The sequence below is a fragment of the Bacillus sp. FJAT-50079 genome (genome assembly GCF_018343515.1).
Lineage (GTDB): Bacteria > Bacillota > Bacilli > Bacillales > Bacillaceae_C > Lederbergia.
Genome location: NZ_JAGYPD010000003.1, coordinates 78116 through 97354, shown reverse-complemented (window position 1 = coordinate 97354; position 19239 = coordinate 78116). Strand labels below are relative to the sequence as shown.

Genomic DNA, 19239 nt, shown 5'->3' with positions numbered 1-19239 from the left:
TGAAATGGAGTTTACATAATGATTAGACAAGCAAAAAAAAGCGATTATAAAGAAGCATCAGTGCTTATACTTGATGCCATTCATGATATTGCCTATGCATTGACTGGGGAAAAAGAGAAGGTAAAAGTGCTTGAACAATTGGGGCGTTATTTTTGCCAGGAAGATAATCGTTTAAGTTATCGTAATTGCCTAGTCAAAACTGTTGATCATGTCCCTGTTGGCATCATTGTAGCCTATCATGGAAAGGTTTCTTATGAGCTCGATGAACCTATCCGTGCACATGTTAAGGAAATCACTGGGGAGATGCCGATAATTGATCAGGAAGCAGATGAGACGGATTTTTATTTAGATACTTTAAGTGTGAATCCACAATTTGGCGGGCAAGGGTTCGGAACGGAGCTTTTACAGTCATTCATTACATATGCAAAGGAACATGGTTATCCCTCTGTTTCGTTAAATGTGGAGGAGTCCAATCATAAGGCGCGTAAACTTTATGAGCGGCTTGGTTTTTCATATAAGAAAACAATAACGATCAAGCAACATTTTTATCATTATTTAGTAAAACAACTATGATTGTTACAAGTGCCCGTTATTTCTAATGCAAACGCCTCAAAAAAATGATCAACCCTATTTTATGAAGTGGCTTGCTTTGAGAAATGAGGCTTTCAAGCAAGGCACTTATCAACGAATGCTTTTCTACTAAAAATGCCTCACTATTTTTGGCCATTCATGTATAATCACTGTATACTACGAAAAAGGAGTGGTTAATTTGTCATCTTCAAAGGCAAAAAAGCATAGACAAAAAATAACTCGTGAAGGTCGAAGAAATCCTGAAGAAAATAGAAGCCCATTCGCGTTTGCTGATATGGGAACGAGAAGGGCGAAAACGAAAAAAGATAGACTTTATATGAAGAAACACAAAAACCATGACTTCCAAAAAGGAAATGATGGTTTTTATTTTTTCCTTTTAAGCTTTTCGTTCAGAACTTAAATCGCTTTATTTTAAATTCCCCAACGACTATTTTCTTATCGAATGTTTTTGCTAGGGAAGTATTTCCGATCAAAAAAGCCTCCCATAAGTAGGGAAGCTTTTAAAAAAAGCATCTTCTGATGCAAAATCAGAACAGCTTTAAGTTGTTTAGGATTTTTTTCACTGCTTTATCCGCTTTTTCATTCACAGCATCATCGGTCCAGTCAATATCTGCTTCTTCGCGAAGGACGTTTTCATTTATCGTTTACTCATCCTCTACAGTATGCTTATTCTGCACATGGTCTTTATTGTTAATGTCTGGGAGGTTAAAATGCACTTCATCTTCCGGTTCGATATTTCCTCCTTCTTGACCCCTCGACGGGGAATCTGATCCGACGAACGGTACATAGGATGCTAGATTCGGGTCAATATCCCGGTTTTCACTTTCTGCATTGCCGTCATTTAAAAATACGTTGGTAAAATTTTCATTCACATATAGAAGGATGTTTCCTCTTTTCATCTCACTGTAAAAACGGGAGGATTCTTCTTCCGTAAAACCCATTTGCTTAAATGCACCTTTAACCGGTTCATCTCCGCTAAGGAAGGCAACGAAACGATTTAGCCAATTTCCCTCTGAGTCCTTCACTGTAACATCTGTCCGTCCCCGCACGATAGATAATGAATCTGCATGATCGGCAACAACATACATATCTTCTTCGGAATATCCTTGTCTTTTCAACTCATTAATTTTATTTAATACTTGATTCTGTGATTGAAAGGTACCTACAAAAATCTTGTCAGCCATTGTATTATTTCCTCCTAAGATTTAATAATCATGGTGCATGTTAGCTTATTACCCGAGATAAAGAGAATAAAACAATGGTAGGAAAAAGCAGGTGTGATTGGCTAAGATATAAAGAACTGGGATAATAGTAAAGTGGCGAATTCTACCTGATATGAAGTAAAACAATACTTGGTAATTTATCAATGCTAAAAAGTATATAATCCAGCAAAAAAAGAAATCCTTCCTATACGGGATTTCCAAATCAAAGTAAAGGTGTTTTCCTATTTTAGTACGAGATTAATTATGTATGCGTCTTCATAATATTATTGCGACTTTTATCATGTATGTTTCTCACTCTCCGAAACTGTATATTCTTTGAATGAATAGTTGAATAGTCTACGTTCACCTCTCGCTTTATCGCCGACAAGCCGGAACCACGATTGGCCCACATAAAAAGGGTTTGAAACGATTCTATCCATTATGTAAGAAACATGATCATTTGCTTCCTGACTTTCAATTTTTGTTTTGCAAGATAAGGACAAAACAAAGTATGATTGATCATCCTCAATTTCAAGTAATAACAGGTGGTAGATTCCTTTTTGTGATGTATTAAATGCTTCTAATACTTGTTCAATACTTTTTTCTATTTCGATTTCGTATTTATTTGCTTCCTCCCAATTTGATATGGATGGGTCATTTAATGATAATGTAAGAATATAATGTGTGGCATAGTCTTTCGGATCAAATTCTTTTTCTTTCTCTTTTTCCTTCGGGTAAATAATGAACTCTTTGTAGTTGGCAAAAAAATTAGTTCTCATATTACTTACCTTCTTTCCTAATAAATGACGTGATTCGACAAAATTCTGAATATTCCATCCGTTAATTATATTCTAACAATATCTTCTCTATTTTAATAGACCTTCAGCATAAAGTGAGCCAAAAGTTTGGGTTTCTTTATGCTGAGGTATTTAAAAGCGAAATGCTTAGAATAAAAGTTTCGACAAATATATAACAACCGTCACCGTTACACCACTTAATAGGGTGGAATATAGCACAACCTGTGCGGCTAGTTCTGGTGCAACGTCGTGTTCAAGAGCCAATGTGGCTGTTTTTCTTGATGTTGGAAATGAGCTCGCTATAAGCAGCGATTGAGCCATGACGCCGTCAATGCGAAGCAGAGTAATAAACAGGAATGCCAATGCGGGACCGGCAATTAATCTGCCAACTAGGCTCCAGGCAATGACACGGTGAAATAAATTGAGCTTAATATCGGCAAACTGGGCTCCAAGCAGAAATAATGCCAATGCGACAAACCCATTTGAGAGGTGTTCAATTGGCACAAGCGCAAAAGTTGGAAGCGAAAGATTAAAAAGTCGAAAGATAATTCCTAAAAGTAGCGCATGAATAATCGGTAGTCTGATAAATGAATTCAATATATCTGCTGCTGATTTTGTAGCCGATAATAGATTATAAATTCCATAGGTGTATGTAAGGAGATTCTGGAAAATGAGAACAATGATTTGAATGGAAACACCTAGAGGATTTGCACTAAAAATAAGCTGACTGACAGGGAGACCATAGTTTCCCGAATTCATTAAAGAAATGCTATTTTTTAAAGTGATGCTTTCCTCTCGCTCAATCTTTAAAACTTTTGATAGTAGCCTGCTTAGAACTATCAAACTAGAAGAAAAGAGCAATAAATAAAAAAATAGCTGACTCAATAATCGATAATCAAATTGAGCCTGATACATATTTAAGAAAACCGTTGCAGGCATAAAGCAGTATGTAAGAAGTTTGGAAATGGGCCCCAATTGAAGGCGAAGTTTTTTCTGCGCAAACACTCCAATTGCCATTAAAATCAAAATAGGTAATATAACATTTAGAAAAATAAGGTTGATATAATTCATTTCGGATCCCCCTTTTAGCAACCTTATATTTAAATGTATAATATGAATTCTCATAAGTAAATTTAATTATATTTATAAATGCCAATAACATTAACTTATAACTCCTCTGTATAGTAAACAGGGAGCCCGTCTCCTCTATAAAGAATAGGCTCCCCGTTTTCTTTTTTAAAACAAACTTAACTTATATTTCTTCGATAACAATTCCAATAATTTCATTCCGCCGATACTGTTTCCCTTCTCATCTAATGCAGGACCGAAAATACCGATCCCGAATCTCCCGGAAACCGTTCCCATAATCCCGCCAGAAACCCCACTTTTTGCTGGCACACCAATTTTAATCGCAAACTCTCCAGATGCATTGTACATTCCGCATGTGACCATAAATGTTTTACATATACGGGCGACATCTGCCGGCATGATTTGTTTTCCGCTTTGCGGATCGACTCCATCCATCGCAAACACCATGCCCATCCTGGCTAAGTCCAAACAATTCATCTCTATGGCGCATTGCTTCGTATATAAATCCATTAGTTGTTCGACGTCCTCATCGATCAGTTGATGCTGCTTTAGAAAATAACATAATGCTCGGTTTAAATAAGCTGTTTCAAATTCTGAACGCGCCACTTCTTCGTTATAACCTACGGTTGGATCATTGGTCATTTCCTGAATAAAGGATAAAAGCCGTTGAAATCGCTCATGAACAGATTTGCCTTTAATCATATGCGTCACAACAAGTGCCCCCGCGTTGATCATCGGATTTAACGGTTTCCCGGGAGTCATCGTTTCTAATTTAACGATCGAATTAAATGGGTCTCCGGTCGGCTCCATTCCAACACGTTCAAATACATAGTCTTGTCCCCTATCCATCAAAACAAGGGCTAAACTTATCACTTTTGAGACACTTTGGAGTGTGATCTTTTTTTCGATCTCTCCTGCCGAAATACATTGTCCGTCAGGATAGTAAATAGCAATGGACAAATCATTTCGATTTGCTTTTCCAAGTGCAGGGATATAATCCGCAACCTTGCCATTTTTCGTGTAGGTCTTCGCTTCTCTTACTAATGCCTTTAATTCATCACTCGATTTGCAGGGCATAATCATCACCATTAGTAGTATGAGCGAAAGAGATTCCTAATAATCCTTTAATTAAATTTTGGCCTACACTCTCCGTCTTCTGTTTCAAGCAATCAAAAATGTATATTAACATTTTGTAAATTATTAACACTTCTCAACCATTTGTAAGCATTTTCCCCCGTAAACACGCTGTTTTGAAATTAACAAAGTATTTACAACCTTTACAAGATAAATTGATTTGTCCTTAATATCGCTCAACTATGATAAGGCTATGGAGTAAATAAATGTGAATGAAGGAGGAAGCGATGAATCATCTTTATATGGCATCCACATTATGCTGGTCCTACAAGATGGAGGATGTGCTGCAAATTGCCAAGCGATTTAAGTTTGCTGGTGTTGAGGTATGGGCTGATCATTTTTGGCACCATGGTTCAGATCCGCGACAAGTCAATCAAATTCGGGAAAATCTGGGGCTTGATTTAACAATGCATGCAGCAAGCTGGGATATAAATATTACCGCCTTGAATGATGGCATTCGCAGGCAATCGATCGGGGAAATAAAAAGGTCGATCGATTTGGCTAGTGAAATTGGTGCAAATAATATTACGCTCCATCCTGGAAAAATGACTCTCACAACACTTGAAAAGTCGATTTTTATCGACCTCTTATTAGAGTCTTTACAAGTGCTAAGCAACTATGCAAAAGAAAAGGGTGCCACTCTCTCATTAGAGCTAATGGAAGCCATTCCGAAAGAATTTATCATTTCTCCGAATGCAATCAATCGGATTACGGAAGGATTCCATCCCTATTTACAAACAACCTTTGATGTTGCTCATATTTCTTTAAAACAAGATCCATTTCAACAATTTCGTCAAACGTTGCACATCAACAAAATTCATATTAGTGATGTGAATGAGCAGCAGCTTCATATTCCGCTTGGTGATGGCTTATTAGGGGCAAACACGTTGAAACATTTTTTACAAATAAAAGATGCTCCGGTCGTTATTGAAGGATTTGATCGCAGTGTTGCTTTCATTTGCTTGAGAAGAAATCTTCAATACATCGAGGCAGTTCTAATAAGGAAGGAGGAGGCAATTATTTGAATATATTAATTACAAATGACGATGGGATTTTTTCCCCAAGTATCGAGATATTAACAGAAGTTTTACAGCATTTTGGCAATGTGTACGTATGCTGTCCCGATCAAGAACGAAGTGCGATCGGACATTCGATTACATTGAGAAATCCTTTAAAAGCAAAACCGGTTACTATGTTTCCGAAGGTTAAGGCTGCATGGTGCTTAAATGGTACCCCTTCAGACTGCGTGAAGGTGGCGATTGATGTGCTTATGGAAGAGCCGCCAGATATTGTCTTTTCCGGAATTAATTTCGGGCCAAATGTCGGCAGGGATCTCTTTTATTCAGGGACGATAGCGGGCGCAGTTGAGGCTTCCATGTTTCAAATCCCAGCAGTTGCTATTTCCCTAAATGCCTTTCATGAAGACGATATCCATTTCAATCATACGAAACAGCTTTTATACGAAATCATTGAAACCATTTTACATAATAAAATTCCTAAAGGTGTGTTCTTAAATATTAATCTTCCAAATGTCTCAAAAGAGGAATGTAAAGGAGTTGCCGTCACATCTTTAGATATGAAGGTCTCCCGTTACGAGCATGTTTGTCTGAATGATCCGCATGGTCATGTTTATTTTTGGCTTAAGGATAAGTGGGTCCAATTAACCGATCTCGATCATCAAAGTGATTATCAACTTTTAAAAGATGGGTTTGTAACGATTTCACCGATTGAATATCAATTTGAAAATAAAAGAAAATCAGAAAGAGTCAGCCGCTGGTTTCACAATCATCCATTAAATAGGTTAGAACATACATCAAATTACTAGAGAAGGAAGGATCTATTATGAAAAGAACATTTACACTTATTTTTGCAGTCATCACTATACTTCTTTTAGCCGCTTGCGGAAATACGAAGTCGGGAGCAAGTGAAAACGCCGGAGTCAAAGCAAATGAGGACGAAGGGATTTCAGGCTCACTTCAGTTTTACACTTCACAGCCTGACGAAGATGCTCAAAAGCTAGTTAGTGAGTTTAATAAACGCTATCCAGATGTGAAGGTTTCTACGTATCGTTCAGGAACGGAGGAAGTTATTGCTAAGCTGATGGCGGAAAAAGAAGCAGGAGACATCCAAGCTGATGTACTGCTTGTAGCCGATGCCATTACATTTGAAAGCTTGAAAAAGGACGATTTATTGTTATCTTATCACTCTCCTGAAGCCAAAAATATGCCGGAAACACTTGTTGATCCTGATGGAACGTATAACGGCACAAAAGTAATGGCTACTGCCATCGTTATCAATACAAATAATGTTAAAACTTTGCCAGAAAAATGGGAAGATCTCTTAACAACTGATGCAAAAGATCAGACGATTATGCCGAGCCCTTTTTATTCAGGTGCAGCCGCTTATAATTTAGGCGTACTTACAAGAGAGGATTCACTCGGTTGGGATTTTTACAAAGAGTTAAAGGAAAACGGAATGACTGTAACAAAAGGGAATGGCGCGGTTCTTAAAGATGTGGCTTCAGGTGAACAATCATACGGAATGGTCGTTGATTACATCGTTGCCAAGGCGAAAAAAGAAGGCTCACCCGTAGAGTTAATCTACCCTGCTGACGGTGTTCCAGTGATCACTGAGCCGATCGGTATTATGAAGAACACAAAAAACGAAGCGGCAGCGAAGGCTTTTATCGATTTTGTTTTATCTGAAGAAGGACAAGAATTAGCCGCTGAGCTTGGCTATACACCTGCCAGAAAAGGAATTGATGCTCCTGAAGGCTTGAAAACAATCGAGGAAATGACCGTTTTGGAAGCTGATATGAAAGAATTATTGAATCAAAAAGAGGATGATAAAGCGAAATTCGGTGAGATTTTCGGCCAACATTAAGATTGTAGGTGACTTAGACATATGAATGCTGCACATATTTCAAGAAAAGAGAGATCAGGGACTCCCACCCCTTTATCTCTTCTTTTTCAAAATAAACGAATCATTTACTTGATCGGCTTTATCTTGCTGTTTCTATTATTTATTACGCCTGTCCTGCGCTTGATCTTCATCAGCTTCAAGCAGGATGGCAGCTTATCACTCGCTCATTATACGACCGTTTTGTCTGAAAAAAGCACATGGATCACCGTTAAAAACACATTAATAATTGTTGGCGGATCAACATTTATTTCGCTATTTCTAGGTGTATTAACGGCGTGGCTCATGGCATACGTGAACATTAAACATAAGAAATGGATGCAGATTTTTATCTTTTTCCCTTTTATTATTCCCTCTTATATTACTACTCTTGCTTGGGTGCAATTGTTTAGTAAAAATGGGATCGTCCAATCTGTGTTACAGTTTATTTCCCATGAGCTGTCAGCACCGAATTTGTATAGTGTCGGCGGGATTATTTTTGTATTAGGTATATCTCATTATCCACTTGTTTATTTGCTCACCGTTAATGTCTTTCGAAAAATTCCGCGTGAACTTGAACAGGCTGCTCAAGTAAGTGGAGCGAATAAAAAACATATTTTATTTAAGCTTGTTTTACCACTTGCTTTACCTGGAATCGTTGGCGGCGGATTTTTAGCTTTTTTATCGAACCTTGATAATTTCGGTATTCCGGCTTTTCTTGGTATTCCCGCAAACATTCGCGTCTTAAGCACGTATATTTATGAACAAGTTGTTGGCTTTGGACCAAGCGCTTTTTCACGGGCTGCTGTTTTATCGGTTATCCTAGCCGTCATCGCGGGATTCGGCATGTTGGCACAATGGTTTATTATGAGAAAAGGAAAAATTACAGAAACAACAACCATTGATTCGGAGCCACGCATCCTCTTATCTCCGATGAAAAGAAGAGCTGTTGAGGCAGCCATTTGGATCTTTTTACTGTTTACAAGCTTCATTCCATTTATCTCAATGGCAGCTTCTTCCTTCATAAAAGCATATGGGCTTCCTTTTCACCCAGATAATTTGTCGCTGAAAAGTTATCACTATTTACTATTCAATGATCCAAGGACCTATTCTGCAATGAGTACAAGTGTGAAGCTAGCCTTGATCACAACAGCCGTTTGTTTATTTATTGGAACAGCGATTGCCTATATTCGCCATAAACATCCGAATAGCATAACTAAATGGATGGAAGGCATGGTTACCGTTCCATACGCTTTGCCAGGAACGATCTTTGCTTTAAGCATGATTTTCACTTGGATGCAGCCGATTCAAGGGTGGAACCCAGGAATTTATGGAACGATTTGGATCATGGTCATCGCTTATTTAACGAGATTTTTAATCCTTCAAGTTCGTTCAAGCTTAACTGCATTTTCTCAAATCGATCCATCGATTGAAGAGGCTGCCCAAACTTCTGGAGCAAGTGGAATGGTGAAATGGAGAAAAATCCTGCTGCCCCTTCTCTTCCCTGGATTGATTAGCGGTGCTTTATTAGTCTTCTTAACCGCTTTAACAGAATTAACTGTTTCCAGTCTGCTTTGGTCAAGCGGCAATGAAACGATTGGCGTCATGATCTTTAATTTTGAACAAGCCGGCTATACGAGCTACTCCTCAGCATTGTCGAGCATCATCGTGTTTGCCATCTTTGCTGGAGGAATTTCATTCATGCAATTAGAAAAAACATGGGCAAGGAGAGTGTTAAAAGCACGATGATTACTTTAGAAAATATATCGAAATCATATGGCGATTATCAGGCACTTCATTCGATTGAGCTTTCCATTCATCCGGGCGAATTCATCGCCATCCTTGGTCCTTCCGGTTGCGGGAAAACGACTTTATTAAAATTGCTTGCTGGCTTTATGTCTCCTTCATCAGGAAGAATCATCATGGATGGAAAACCAATGGCCACACATAAAAAAATGATTCCGCCTGAAAAACGAAACATCGGCATGGTTTTCCAATCCTTTGCCCTTTGGCCGCATCTAAATATTCGGGACCATGTACTCTTTCCTTTAAAACATCATCGATACGTAAGAAAGGAATTAAAAATTCAGCCTGAGCAAAGAGTATCTGCTATTTTACAGCTCGTCGGATTAGAAAATTTCGCAAACCGTTTTCCAACTGAACTTTCTGGAGGACAGAAACAACGAGTTGCTCTTGCCCGGGCACTTGCACCAGAACCAGGTCTATTATTAATGGATGAGCCACTGAGTGCCCTTGATGCCGAGCTGCGCATGGATATGAGAAAGGAAATTCAACATATCCATCGCAAGACAAAGGCGACAATCATGTATGTGACCCATGATCAAAGCGAAGCCCTTGCTATGGCGAATCGGATCGTTGTTATGAACAATGGAAAAATTGAGCAAGTAGGAAGCCCAGAAACCATTTATACAAAACCAGAGACAGAATTTGTCGCCACGTTTGTTGGAAAAAATAACCTTATTAAAGGAAAGTGGATAAATGATAGCTTTACCCCAAATCATGCACCAGGAGAAAATTGGACGCATTTAGACGTTGCAGATTCCTTGAAAAAGAAAAATATTTGTCCTGTCCGCCCTGAACAATGGCAGCTCTCTTCATTTGGGCATGGAATCACAGGTACAGTTACAACGGTGCAATATCAAGGAAAAGAAATTCATTATACAATCCAAGTCGGTGCAGACACAATTACCGTTCACGACCAAATCTCATCCAAGCGCTACCAGCATGGGGACACCGTACATTTATCCCTTCCCGGTGTTAGACACGAGAAGAAAATAGGAGTTGTTTAATCTTCTTAATGCACATAACCATTAGAGGTGGGGGAAAGATTTCGCTACGATTCGGGCTTTTCAGCGAATCCAATCCCCCTTATCTATTCATCCCGATATTCATCCACTAGCAGCGGTTTAATGCATCTTTCATACCATTGTTTTTTCCAAATTCCTGATTCCTTGGCGTTGATTGTAGATTCCGCATCATCCTCTCCACTAAATTGTGATAACTTTTTTCTTGTGAATCTTTTCACTACTTTGTTTTGATTAATGAAGTGTTCCAACTGCATTTCCTCCTAATGCGACTATTTTTGCATCTGCTCGGAATCGACCGTTTCGTGAAACACAAAAATCCCCTTTTGCAATGGATACAAAAGGGGAGAGCCGTTTTATCATCCAAAGCAATATGCCTTGCTGGTAGGAGCACCTTACTATTAGCAGGTTGCTGTGACGTCATCGAACCAGGTCTCTCGGTCACTCTAGATAACTATGAAATTATTCAAATTATATTCCATATATGACAATTATTCAACCATTGTTCACGATTGTTGCTATTCTAAGTAAAAATAGTAAAATTAAAAGAAATGAATTGCATGGGGGAATAATATTTTGAAAAAAATCTTTGCTGCTTTATTTGCACTCACACTTATCTTCTCACCTGTTGGTGACATTCTTTCTCAAGATCATTCAACAACGGTTGAAGCGCGAGGATATAAGTCAGGAAAAAGAAGCTTTAACATGAATAATAGTAAAACGAATCAAACTAATACACAAAAGAAACAAGACGATGCGACAACAACAAAAGCATCTACAACGAAAACGAATACGCCTGGCGGAATGGCATCTGGTGGGTTAATGAAAGGCTTGCTCATGGGTGGGATTGCTGGATTGCTATTCGGTAGCTTATTTGCAAACATGGGAGCACTCGGTTCTTTCCTTGGTCTTCTCGTTAATGTGTTAGCGATCGTTGTTTTAATTTCAATCATTCGTAAAATCTTTCACTTTTTCAAGGAAAAGAAACGTGAGGATACAAATCCATGGAGAGGCTAATCATTCCTGAACAAGATATTATTAATGCGGTTTGTGTCTATATTGCCCGCAAAAAACAGGTCAAGCCTGAAGAGGTTGAAGTGGAGCTAATTCATGATGATTATGGTTTTTCTGCGGAAGTATATGTAGATGAGCGCAAGCAAGTGTTAATTACCGCCAATCTAATTGAAGCGCTGCGCATTTGGCTTGCTGAATTTATAAACGAAGACCCGTATGCGGGAATTGAATTAATTCTCGATGATGAACAAGGAATCATTGCGGCCATTCGATAAGGTTGAAGAGGAGTTCTAGACAGAACTCCTCTTCTATTTTTATACCTCTAACGCATAGCTTCCGCTCACTTTCTCCGGCTTTTCTTTTATCGTAAAATCAATAATTCCGTATGCCAAGCTGAATAATGGGGTAATCATCGCTAGGAAGCAAAACGGGATATATACCAATGGTGACACACCTAATGCTGCCGCCGTAAATAATCCGCTCGCTGTCCATGGCGGCAACGCACAACTTTGCGTAGCTGTATCCTCAATAATTCTTGATAAATTTTCAGGGCATAGGTTAAATTTTTCAAATAATGGCTTCATTAATGTCCCTGTCATAACCGCTGAAAAGGAAAAAGCCCCTCCCATTCCCAATGTGAAATAGGCAGTCAGAATCGTGACAAATACTAGCATGCCCTTACTTTTAATCTTACTTGTAATCGATTGGACAATCGTTTCAAGTACTCCAGATGTTTGAAGCAGTCCACCTAGACCAAGGGCAAAGAGGAATAGAATCACTAATTCAACCATACTAATGAGCCCGCCTCGTTGTAGCAACGTATCGACAACTTCAATGCCTGATTCCACATAAAAACCGTTATATAGGATATTTAGTATTTCTCTTACATCCACACCTTGGTAAAAAATAGCGACAAGCGCTCCTGCCAGAGAGCCAATAAAAATCGAGGTAATCGCTGGTTTCTTGGAAATAAGAAGTAGAAAAAGGATCACAATTGGAATGAACGGGATAGCTCCTAAGTGAAAATGCTCCCCTAAATAACCTGTTAATGTGCTGACTTCTGCTGAATTTACCGTTTGGTTCCCATATTTAAAGCCCATCACTGTAAAAATGATCGCTGTAATTGTATAGGCGGGTACTGTTGTCCATAACATATGTTTTATATGTGTCATCAAGTCTGCACCGACAACAGCAGCGGATAAATTGGTGCTATCGGATAATGGCGACATTTTATCCCCAAAATAAGCGCCACTAATAATCGCTCCCGCTGTCACACCTGCTGGAATTCCTAAGCTTTGGCTCACTCCCATCATCGCGATCCCCGCCGTTCCAAGAGTAGCCCAGGAGGAACCTGTTGCTAGAGATACAATCGAACAAAAAATAAGAGTAGTTAATAAGAAGAACTGTGGAGATATTGCTTGAATCCCATAATAGATTAGCGCCGGAACGGTTCCAGATGCCATCCATGAACCGATGAGCATTCCGACCGCCAGAAGGATAAGTGCGGGTTGTAATGCACTAAGCATGGAAGAAAAAATCTTCTTCTCTAACGTTTCATACGTATATCCTAACCTCATGACAAAGGGAATCATCGTTAAAATCGTCATAAACAACATAAGCTGTATGGATGCATGAAAAACGAGCATACCAATGGAAATCATCGTAACCACAATTAACAAAATCAATATTGAATAACGTAGTGATGCTTTTTTCTGATCGGAAGGCATCGAAACACTCCTTATTTGTTTTCAGTCCGTTGCACGTCGGATCCGAGCGCTACATTTCATCACATGTGTATATCAACCATACCGCTTTATAAATTGTCTGTAAAATCCAATATTTTAGCAAAATTGTACATATGATCGACTCAGCATGAATTACATCTTAAAAAATAAAGCAATCCTTACAAATTCCTCCCAAATGATCCGTATAACTGCTTGATGAAAATATCCATGTTTTTTAATCAGATTGCTTTTCCATTTAAAACAATGATCTAAAAGCTTTTTCACTAGACACTCAATGTTAATGATGCATTGACATCATCTCTTATATGTGATATTTAGTAATTAGCACTCTTCGTTGATGAGTGCTAAACGATTTGAAAGGAGAACAATGATGGAGAAAAAATTGTTTGAAGCGGAATCGAAGAGATTGTTGGAAATGATGATCAATTCCATTTACTCGCAGAAAGAAATCTTTTTACGAGAGTTAATTTCCAATGCGAGCGATGCGATTGATAAAATTTATTACAAAGCATTAACGGATGATTCACTCACATTTGATCGTGATAGCTATTACATAAAAATTGCAGCGGATAAAGAGAATCGAAGATTAACTTTGGTTGATACAGGAATTGGGATGACGAAGGATGAGTTAGAAACAAATCTTGGTGTCATTGCTAAAAGTGGTTCCTTAGCCTTTAAGACGGAGAACGAATTAAAGGATGGTCACGAAATTATTGGCCAATTCGGTGTTGGTTTTTATTCCGCTTTTATGGTTGCTGATAAAGTAACAGTAATTAGTAAAGCGTTAGGAAGCGACGAGGCATTTAAATGGGAATCGACAGGCGCAGAGGGCTATACGATTGAGCCTGCGGAAAAAGAATCCGTCGGAACGGAAATTATTTTAACAATTAAAGAAAATACGGAAGACGAGCAATATGACGAGTATTTAGAAGAATATCGCCTCCGTTCGATTATTAAAAAATACTCAGATTTTATTCGTTATCCGATTAAAATGGATGTATCAAAAAGCCGCTTAAAAGATGGCAGCGAAGATGAATTCGAAGAATATACAGAAGAAGAAATCATCAATAGCATGGTGCCGATTTGGAAAAAGAATCGCTCAGAATTAAAAGACGAAGATTACGAGAATTTTTATGCGGAAAAGCATTATGGCTTTGATAAACCACTTGCCCATATTCATACGAGTGTTGATGGAGCGATTCGCTACAACGCGATTTTATTTATCCCTGAAAAGACTCCATTCGATTATTATTCGAAGGAATATGAAAAAGGCTTGGAGCTCTATTCAAACGGCGTCTTAATTATGAGTAAATGCGCGGATCTCCTTCCTGATTATTTTAGCTTTGTAAAAGGGATGGTTGATTCCGAAGATTTATCATTAAATATTTCACGGGAAATTTTACAGCAAGACCGTCAGTTAAAGCGAATCGCAAATAATATTAATAAGAAGATCAATAGCGAACTGCAAAGCATGTTAAAAAATGACCGGGAAAAATATGAGAAGTTTTACGAAGCATTTGGCAGACAGCTGAAATACGGTGTGTATAGCGATTTTGGTGCGAATAAAGATGCATTGCAAGATTTACTATTGTTCTACTCTTCTAAAGAGAAGAAACTTGTAAGCTTAAATGAATATGTGTCAAGAATGCCTGAAGAGCAAAAGTACATTTACTACGCTTCTGGAGAATCAATTGAAAGAATTGATAAATTACCGCAAACAGAGCTTGTCGCTGATGAAGGATATGAAATTTTATACTTCACAGACGAAATCGATGAGTTCGCGATTAAAATGCTTATGTCTTACAAGGAAAAGGAATTTAGATCCGTTTCCAGCGGCGATCTAGGCATTGAAAAGAAGGATAGCGACGAGGAAAAAGATGTTGATAAAGCGGAAGAAAGCAAAGAGCTTTTTGATTATATGAAGGAACTTTTAGCTGATAAAGTAAAGGATGTACGTGCATCGAAACGATTGCGCTCCCACCCTGTTTGCTTGTCCGCAGATGGCGAAGTAACGATCGAGATGGAAAAAATCTTACGGGCCATGCCTGATAATCAAAATGTCCAAGCGGAAAAAGTATTGGAAATTAACATGAACCACGATGTGTTCCAATCATTAAAATCCGCATTTGAGCAAGACCGTGAGAAATTAAATTTATATACAAATCTTTTATACAATCAAGCGTTATTAATCGAAGGATTGCCAATTGAAGATCCAGTCGAATTTACGAATGATATGTGTAAAGTGATGGTTTAATGATTGAGGGATATCTGCTGGCAGATATCCCTTTATTGATGGGACGATGCGGTGAGGTGCAAAACCGTCGTTGGAGCATCGAGGTAGTTCGTTGAATGGATGAACTGGCTTGTAAAAATGGGAAAGCGGCTTGTAAAATAGGAGAACCGGCTTATAAAAATGGGAAAGCAGCTTGTAAAGTAGAACCGGAGTGTAAAAATACGAATGTGGCTCGTAAAATAGGAGAACTCGCTTGTAAAAATGGGAAAGCGGCTTGTTAAATAGGAGAACCGGCTTATAAAAATAGGAATGCAGCTTGTAAAGTAGAACCGGAGTGTAAAAATACGAATGTGGCCCGTAAAATAGACAAACTGGCTTGTAAAAATGGGAAAGCGACTTGTAAAATAGGAGAACCGGCTTATAAAAATGGGAATGTGGCTCGTAAAATAGACAAATCCGCTCGCTAGGAAGCAAAAACCCATTCGCCCAAGATTCCGAATTAATAGAAAGTGTTTCTTTTAGATTTGTTACCTGAATTCGTGTAAAATAATATTTAGTGTATCGAACAATTTACGATGAAGGGAGAGGATCTGATTGAGTCAGCAGCTCATAAAGGGAGCTCCGCATTCGGAGACGTCCGAAAAGATTTGGACGAGAGACTTTACATTAGTCGTTCTGTCCAACTTTTTTGTTTTTCTTGGATTCCAAATGACCCTACCGACGATCCCCTTGTTTGTTGGGGAGCTTGGTGGAAATGAACAAGTCATTGGAATCGTTGTTGGGATGTTCACTTTTTCAGCCCTTCTCTTTCGACCTTATGCCGGGCGAATATTGGAAACAAGAGGAAGAGGCTTTGTTTATTTGCTCGGTCTTGGGATCTTTGTAGTTTCCATCGGAACGTTTGGTTTCGTTACAGGCCTAGCTTTTTTATTAATGCTTCGGTTTGTTCAAGGGATTGGGTTTGGCTTTTCAACGACAGCGTCTGGAACGATTGCCACAGATCTTATTCCAGCCAATCGGCGCGGGGAAGGTATGGGCTACTTTGGCCTATCAGGGAATTTGGCGTTAGCTTTTGGTCCAACATTGGGCCTCGCTTTAGTAGGAGTCATTTCATTTCCGCAACTATTTTTAATTAGTGCCGTTCTGGGACTTACTGCACTTTTATTGGCGACAAGAGTTCGTTATAAAAAGGTAGAAAAACAGACGGTTGCTTTAAAAAAATGGGATGTATATGAGAAAACAGCCATTCCACCGTCTATGCTTGTATTTTTCATTACCTTTACTTTCGGAGGTATTGCCGCCTTTTTACCGGCCTATTCGGCGCAAAAAGGAATTATGGGAATTGAATGGTATTTTCTTCTTTATGCAATTGCCTTAATGGTTTCACGTACGTTCGCAGGGAAAATATATGACCAACATGGACACGGGCTCGTTTTTATTCCTGGAACGTTATTAATCTTTATTACTATGATTCTATTAGCGTGGCTGCCAAATAGTTTGACGCTTTACATTGCAGCTATTTTGTATGGTTTAGGCTTTGGAACTGTGCAGCCTGCGCTGCAAGCATGGTCTGTCAAAGAATCTCCTCCGAACCGAAGAGGAATGGCGAACGCTACGTTTTTCTCCTTTTTTGATTTAGGAATTGGAATTGGGGCGATTCTTTTCGGACAAATTGCTTATTTATTTGGCTACAGTTCCATTTATAAGGTCGCAGCGCTATCCATTCTTTGCTCAATTGCCTTATACATTATTTTCGTGGTAAAAGGACGCAAATAATAGGTGGTGGTCTTAGCACCACCTATTTTCCATAAAAAAGCCCTCATGTAATGATTAAAATACTCTCCATCACACGAGGGCCGCTAGTTGTCTAGTAGGCCAACCCTATTCTTTTTTTGCGAATATACATATTCCTCAAGCTTGGCCGTTAAGCCGTTAGGAAACAGCAGTTGATTTTTAGCTGTTTTCTGTGCATACACAAGGAACATAATGATATGGCGTCTTCGATCTACAATATGATCAAAACCGTTTGTATAAAACCAAGCATCAATCGTATTGTAAATCCCTCTATTCACATTAAATCTTTCTTTCGTCTTTCTTACAAATTCAAGATCTGGGAAATGCAATTCTACACCCAATTGATTCACTTCCTTTTACTTTTTCTTCGTTGCTTTCTTTTCAAATGGAAATCGCTTTTTTTCGTTCGTATCAATTTGCGTTACTTTCCCATCATGGATCGTAATGACAATTGAACCATAATCAATATTTTTCAATTCCTCTTTTATATAATCAAACGTCGCTTGCTCATGGTTCATCCTCCATATCCTCCTTTCTAATCACAAAAAGCCCCTCTCATATGATGAGAAGGGCTTTAAAAATACGGTTTTCACCGGTTAAAGCAGTCTCATCTTTAGAATACATCGGTATTCTTCTGAAATTAGCACCATACAATTCGTATTGCTGGTTGCTGAGGATTCGTCGGGTCAGTCCCTCCACCTCTCTGGATAAGAAACGCTATTCACTTTTTATAATTCAGATTGATTCACTTTGAATTGAATTGTAATCAATTTTCTTAAAACAGTCAAGGCATTTTTTGTCTATCTTCTTAGGAACCATTTGCGAATTTTGTCGAAAGCAAAAAGTCTCCAATGAATAATTGGAGACTCAGACTGTAGACAAACACAGAAATTTAGGTGTTTGCCTACGGTCTTTTTTCTTTTAAAATAGTGGTAACCTAGGAAAGTTGATTTCCGCTTCGGGCGGACGCGTTCCGCGGGCACGGCTTCAGCCGCTTCCCTCGCTGTGCTCAGTCCAGGGTCTTCAGCTCGCGCTGTTCCCGCAGGAGTCGCCGCCCTACGCTCCAATCAACGGTATTTCTTATTAAAAATAGGAGGTGATGGATATGATGACGAAGAATCAAATCAATGAGCGCGAACAGTTGGAAATGCTGACCATAGAGCAGTTGGTTCCTCAAAATCATCTAGTTCGCAAACTAGATGCGGCTATTGATTTCTCCTTCATCTATCCATTAGTTGAAGATCTTTACTCGACCATCGGTAGACCCAGCATAGATCCTGTAGTGCTGATCAAGATGACATTCATTCAGTATACCTTCGGCATCCGCTCCATGCGCCAGACAATCAAGGAAATTGAAACGAACGTGGCATATCGCTGGTTTCTAGGCTTTGGCTTTCATACCGAGGTTCCTCACTTCTCCACGTTTGGGAAAAACTATGTCCGTCGATTTGCAGATACTGATCTGTTCGAGCAGATTTTCTATAAAGTTCTAAACGAAGTGACAAATCGTGGGCTTCTCAGCCCAGATCATGTCTTCATTGATTCGACCCATGTTAAAGCGAGTGCGAATAAGAGAAAGTTCGAGAAGAAGGTTGTTCGTAAAGAGACGCGAGCTTATGAGAAGAGGCTCCAGGAGGAGCTCAACCTTGATCGTGAAAAGAACGGGAAGAAACCATTCCCACCGGAAAAGTTTGAAACAGAAGAGTACAAGGAGATTAAAGAATCGACAACGGACCCTGAGAGTGGTTATTACGTTAAGGATGAACGGACAAAGCAATTTGCCTATTCTTTTCACGCTGCTACGGACGAGAAGGGATTTGTACTCGCAAACATCGTCACTCCAGGAAATGTTCACGATAGTAATATGCTTGAACCGCTAGTCCAGAAAATCATCGACCAGGTAGGACGTCCAATCGT

General features: G+C 39.0%; 19 protein-coding genes, 1 pseudogene and 2 riboswitches. Of the genes and pseudogenes, 12 read left to right on the top strand and 8 right to left on the bottom strand.

What is annotated here, in order from left to right; genetic code table 11:
* Positions 1-18 precede the first annotated feature (18 nt).
* On the top strand, positions 19-573 hold the full coding sequence (locus tag KHA95_RS08235) for a GNAT family N-acetyltransferase (RefSeq protein ID WP_213137031.1): 555 nt from the start codon (positions 19-21) through the stop codon (positions 571-573).
* Positions 574-1235: 662 nt separating this feature from the next.
* On the opposite strand, the gene KHA95_RS08230 is transcribed toward KHA95_RS08235, so the two are convergent.
* The 4 genes from KHA95_RS08230 to glsA form a co-directional block, all read right to left on the bottom strand.
* Positions 1236-1775 carry a YflT domain-containing protein gene (locus KHA95_RS08230; RefSeq protein WP_213137030.1) on the bottom strand — a complete coding sequence of 180 codons (540 nt, stop codon included), beginning with the start codon at positions 1773-1775 and terminating at the stop codon, positions 1236-1238.
* A gap of 317 nt (positions 1776-2092) precedes the next feature.
* Positions 2093-2572: a hypothetical protein gene (locus KHA95_RS08225; RefSeq protein ID WP_213137029.1), complete on the bottom strand. Its 480-nt coding sequence runs from the start codon at positions 2570-2572 to the stop codon at positions 2093-2095.
* A gap of 165 nt (positions 2573-2737) precedes the next feature.
* On the bottom strand, positions 2738-3661 hold the full coding sequence (locus KHA95_RS08220) for an AEC family transporter (RefSeq protein WP_213137028.1): 924 nt from the start codon (positions 3659-3661) through the stop codon (positions 2738-2740).
* A gap of 165 nt (positions 3662-3826) precedes the next feature.
* The gene (gene glsA / locus KHA95_RS08215; protein ID WP_213137027.1) at positions 3827-4756 is read right to left on the bottom strand and encodes a glutaminase A; all 930 of its coding nucleotides are present in this window, start codon (positions 4754-4756) and stop codon (positions 3827-3829) included.
* Positions 4757-5040: 284 nt separating this feature from the next.
* Here glsA and KHA95_RS08210 point away from each other — a divergent pair, with 284 nt between their 5' ends.
* The 5 genes from KHA95_RS08210 to KHA95_RS08190 are packed head-to-tail and all read left to right on the top strand — an operon-like array spanning position 5041 to position 10521.
* Positions 5041-5838, top strand: coding sequence for a sugar phosphate isomerase/epimerase family protein (locus tag KHA95_RS08210; protein WP_213137026.1), 798 nt, complete (start codon positions 5041-5043; stop codon positions 5836-5838).
* Positions 5835-6638 carry a 5'/3'-nucleotidase SurE gene (gene surE / locus KHA95_RS08205; protein WP_213137025.1) on the top strand — a complete coding sequence of 268 codons (804 nt, stop codon included), beginning with the start codon at positions 5835-5837 and terminating at the stop codon, positions 6636-6638. The genes KHA95_RS08210 and surE overlap by 4 nt, the downstream gene beginning before the upstream one ends.
* A gap of 17 nt (positions 6639-6655) precedes the next feature.
* The gene (locus KHA95_RS08200; RefSeq protein WP_213137024.1) at positions 6656-7696 is read left to right on the top strand and encodes an ABC transporter substrate-binding protein; all 1041 of its coding nucleotides are present in this window, start codon (positions 6656-6658) and stop codon (positions 7694-7696) included.
* Between the two features lie 21 nt (positions 7697-7717).
* Positions 7718-9460 (top strand): ABC transporter permease, encoded by a 1743-nt coding sequence (locus KHA95_RS08195; protein ID WP_213137023.1) that lies wholly within the window; start codon positions 7718-7720, stop codon positions 9458-9460.
* The gene (locus KHA95_RS08190; protein WP_213137022.1) at positions 9457-10521 is read left to right on the top strand and encodes an ABC transporter ATP-binding protein; all 1065 of its coding nucleotides are present in this window, start codon (positions 9457-9459) and stop codon (positions 10519-10521) included. The genes KHA95_RS08195 and KHA95_RS08190 overlap by 4 nt, the downstream gene beginning before the upstream one ends.
* Positions 10522-10604: 83 nt before the next feature.
* Here KHA95_RS08190 and KHA95_RS08185 read toward each other — a convergent pair whose 3' ends face one another.
* Positions 10605-10787: a hypothetical protein gene (locus KHA95_RS08185; RefSeq protein ID WP_213137021.1), complete on the bottom strand. Its 183-nt coding sequence runs from the start codon at positions 10785-10787 to the stop codon at positions 10605-10607.
* A gap of 102 nt (positions 10788-10889) precedes the next feature.
* Positions 10890-10993, bottom strand: a riboswitch (SAM riboswitch).
* A 119-nt stretch (positions 10994-11112) separates the two neighbouring features.
* On the opposite strand from KHA95_RS08185, the gene KHA95_RS08180 reads away from it, so the two are divergent.
* Positions 11113-11553: a hypothetical protein gene (locus KHA95_RS08180; protein ID WP_213137020.1), complete on the top strand. Its 441-nt coding sequence runs from the start codon at positions 11113-11115 to the stop codon at positions 11551-11553.
* Positions 11541-11825: a DUF2653 family protein gene (locus KHA95_RS08175; protein ID WP_213137019.1), complete on the top strand. Its 285-nt coding sequence runs from the start codon at positions 11541-11543 to the stop codon at positions 11823-11825. The genes KHA95_RS08180 and KHA95_RS08175 overlap by 13 nt, the downstream gene beginning before the upstream one ends.
* Before the next feature lie 39 nt (positions 11826-11864).
* Here the strand turns inward: KHA95_RS08175 and nhaC are convergent, their stop codons facing one another.
* Entirely contained in the window at positions 11865-13277 is a 1413-nt protein-coding gene (gene nhaC, locus KHA95_RS08170) for a Na+/H+ antiporter NhaC (protein ID WP_213137018.1), read from the bottom strand.
* Positions 13278-13665: 388 nt separating this feature from the next.
* On the opposite strand from nhaC, the gene htpG reads away from it, so the two are divergent.
* The 3 genes from htpG to KHA95_RS08155 all read left to right on the top strand — a co-directional run bounded on the left by htpG (position 13666) and on the right by KHA95_RS08155 (position 17304).
* Complete coding sequence (gene htpG / locus KHA95_RS08165) at positions 13666-15549, top strand: molecular chaperone HtpG (protein ID WP_213137017.1); 1884 nt, start codon at positions 13666-13668, stop codon at positions 15547-15549.
* Positions 15550-15644: 95 nt separating this feature from the next.
* Positions 15645-15809, top strand: coding sequence for a hypothetical protein (locus KHA95_RS08160; RefSeq protein ID WP_213137016.1), 165 nt, complete (start codon positions 15645-15647; stop codon positions 15807-15809).
* 313 nt (positions 15810-16122) lie between these two features.
* Positions 16123-17304 carry an MFS transporter gene (locus KHA95_RS08155; protein ID WP_249316721.1) on the top strand — a complete coding sequence of 394 codons (1182 nt, stop codon included), beginning with the start codon at positions 16123-16125 and terminating at the stop codon, positions 17302-17304.
* Between the two features lie 83 nt (positions 17305-17387).
* Here KHA95_RS08155 and KHA95_RS08150 read toward each other — a convergent pair whose 3' ends face one another.
* Complete coding sequence (locus KHA95_RS08150) at positions 17388-17663, bottom strand: hypothetical protein (RefSeq protein WP_213137015.1); 276 nt, start codon at positions 17661-17663, stop codon at positions 17388-17390.
* A gap of 15 nt (positions 17664-17678) precedes the next feature.
* A complete protein-coding gene (locus KHA95_RS08145) occupies positions 17679-17840 on the bottom strand; it encodes a YezD family protein (RefSeq protein WP_213137014.1) in 162 nt (53 codons plus the stop codon).
* Between the two features lie 86 nt (positions 17841-17926).
* Positions 17927-18036, bottom strand: a riboswitch (SAM riboswitch).
* A 391-nt stretch (positions 18037-18427) separates the two neighbouring features.
* Between KHA95_RS08145 and KHA95_RS22920 the strand changes: the two are divergent.
* Positions 18428-19239: pseudogene (locus KHA95_RS22920) on the top strand (transposase); the annotation flags it as partial.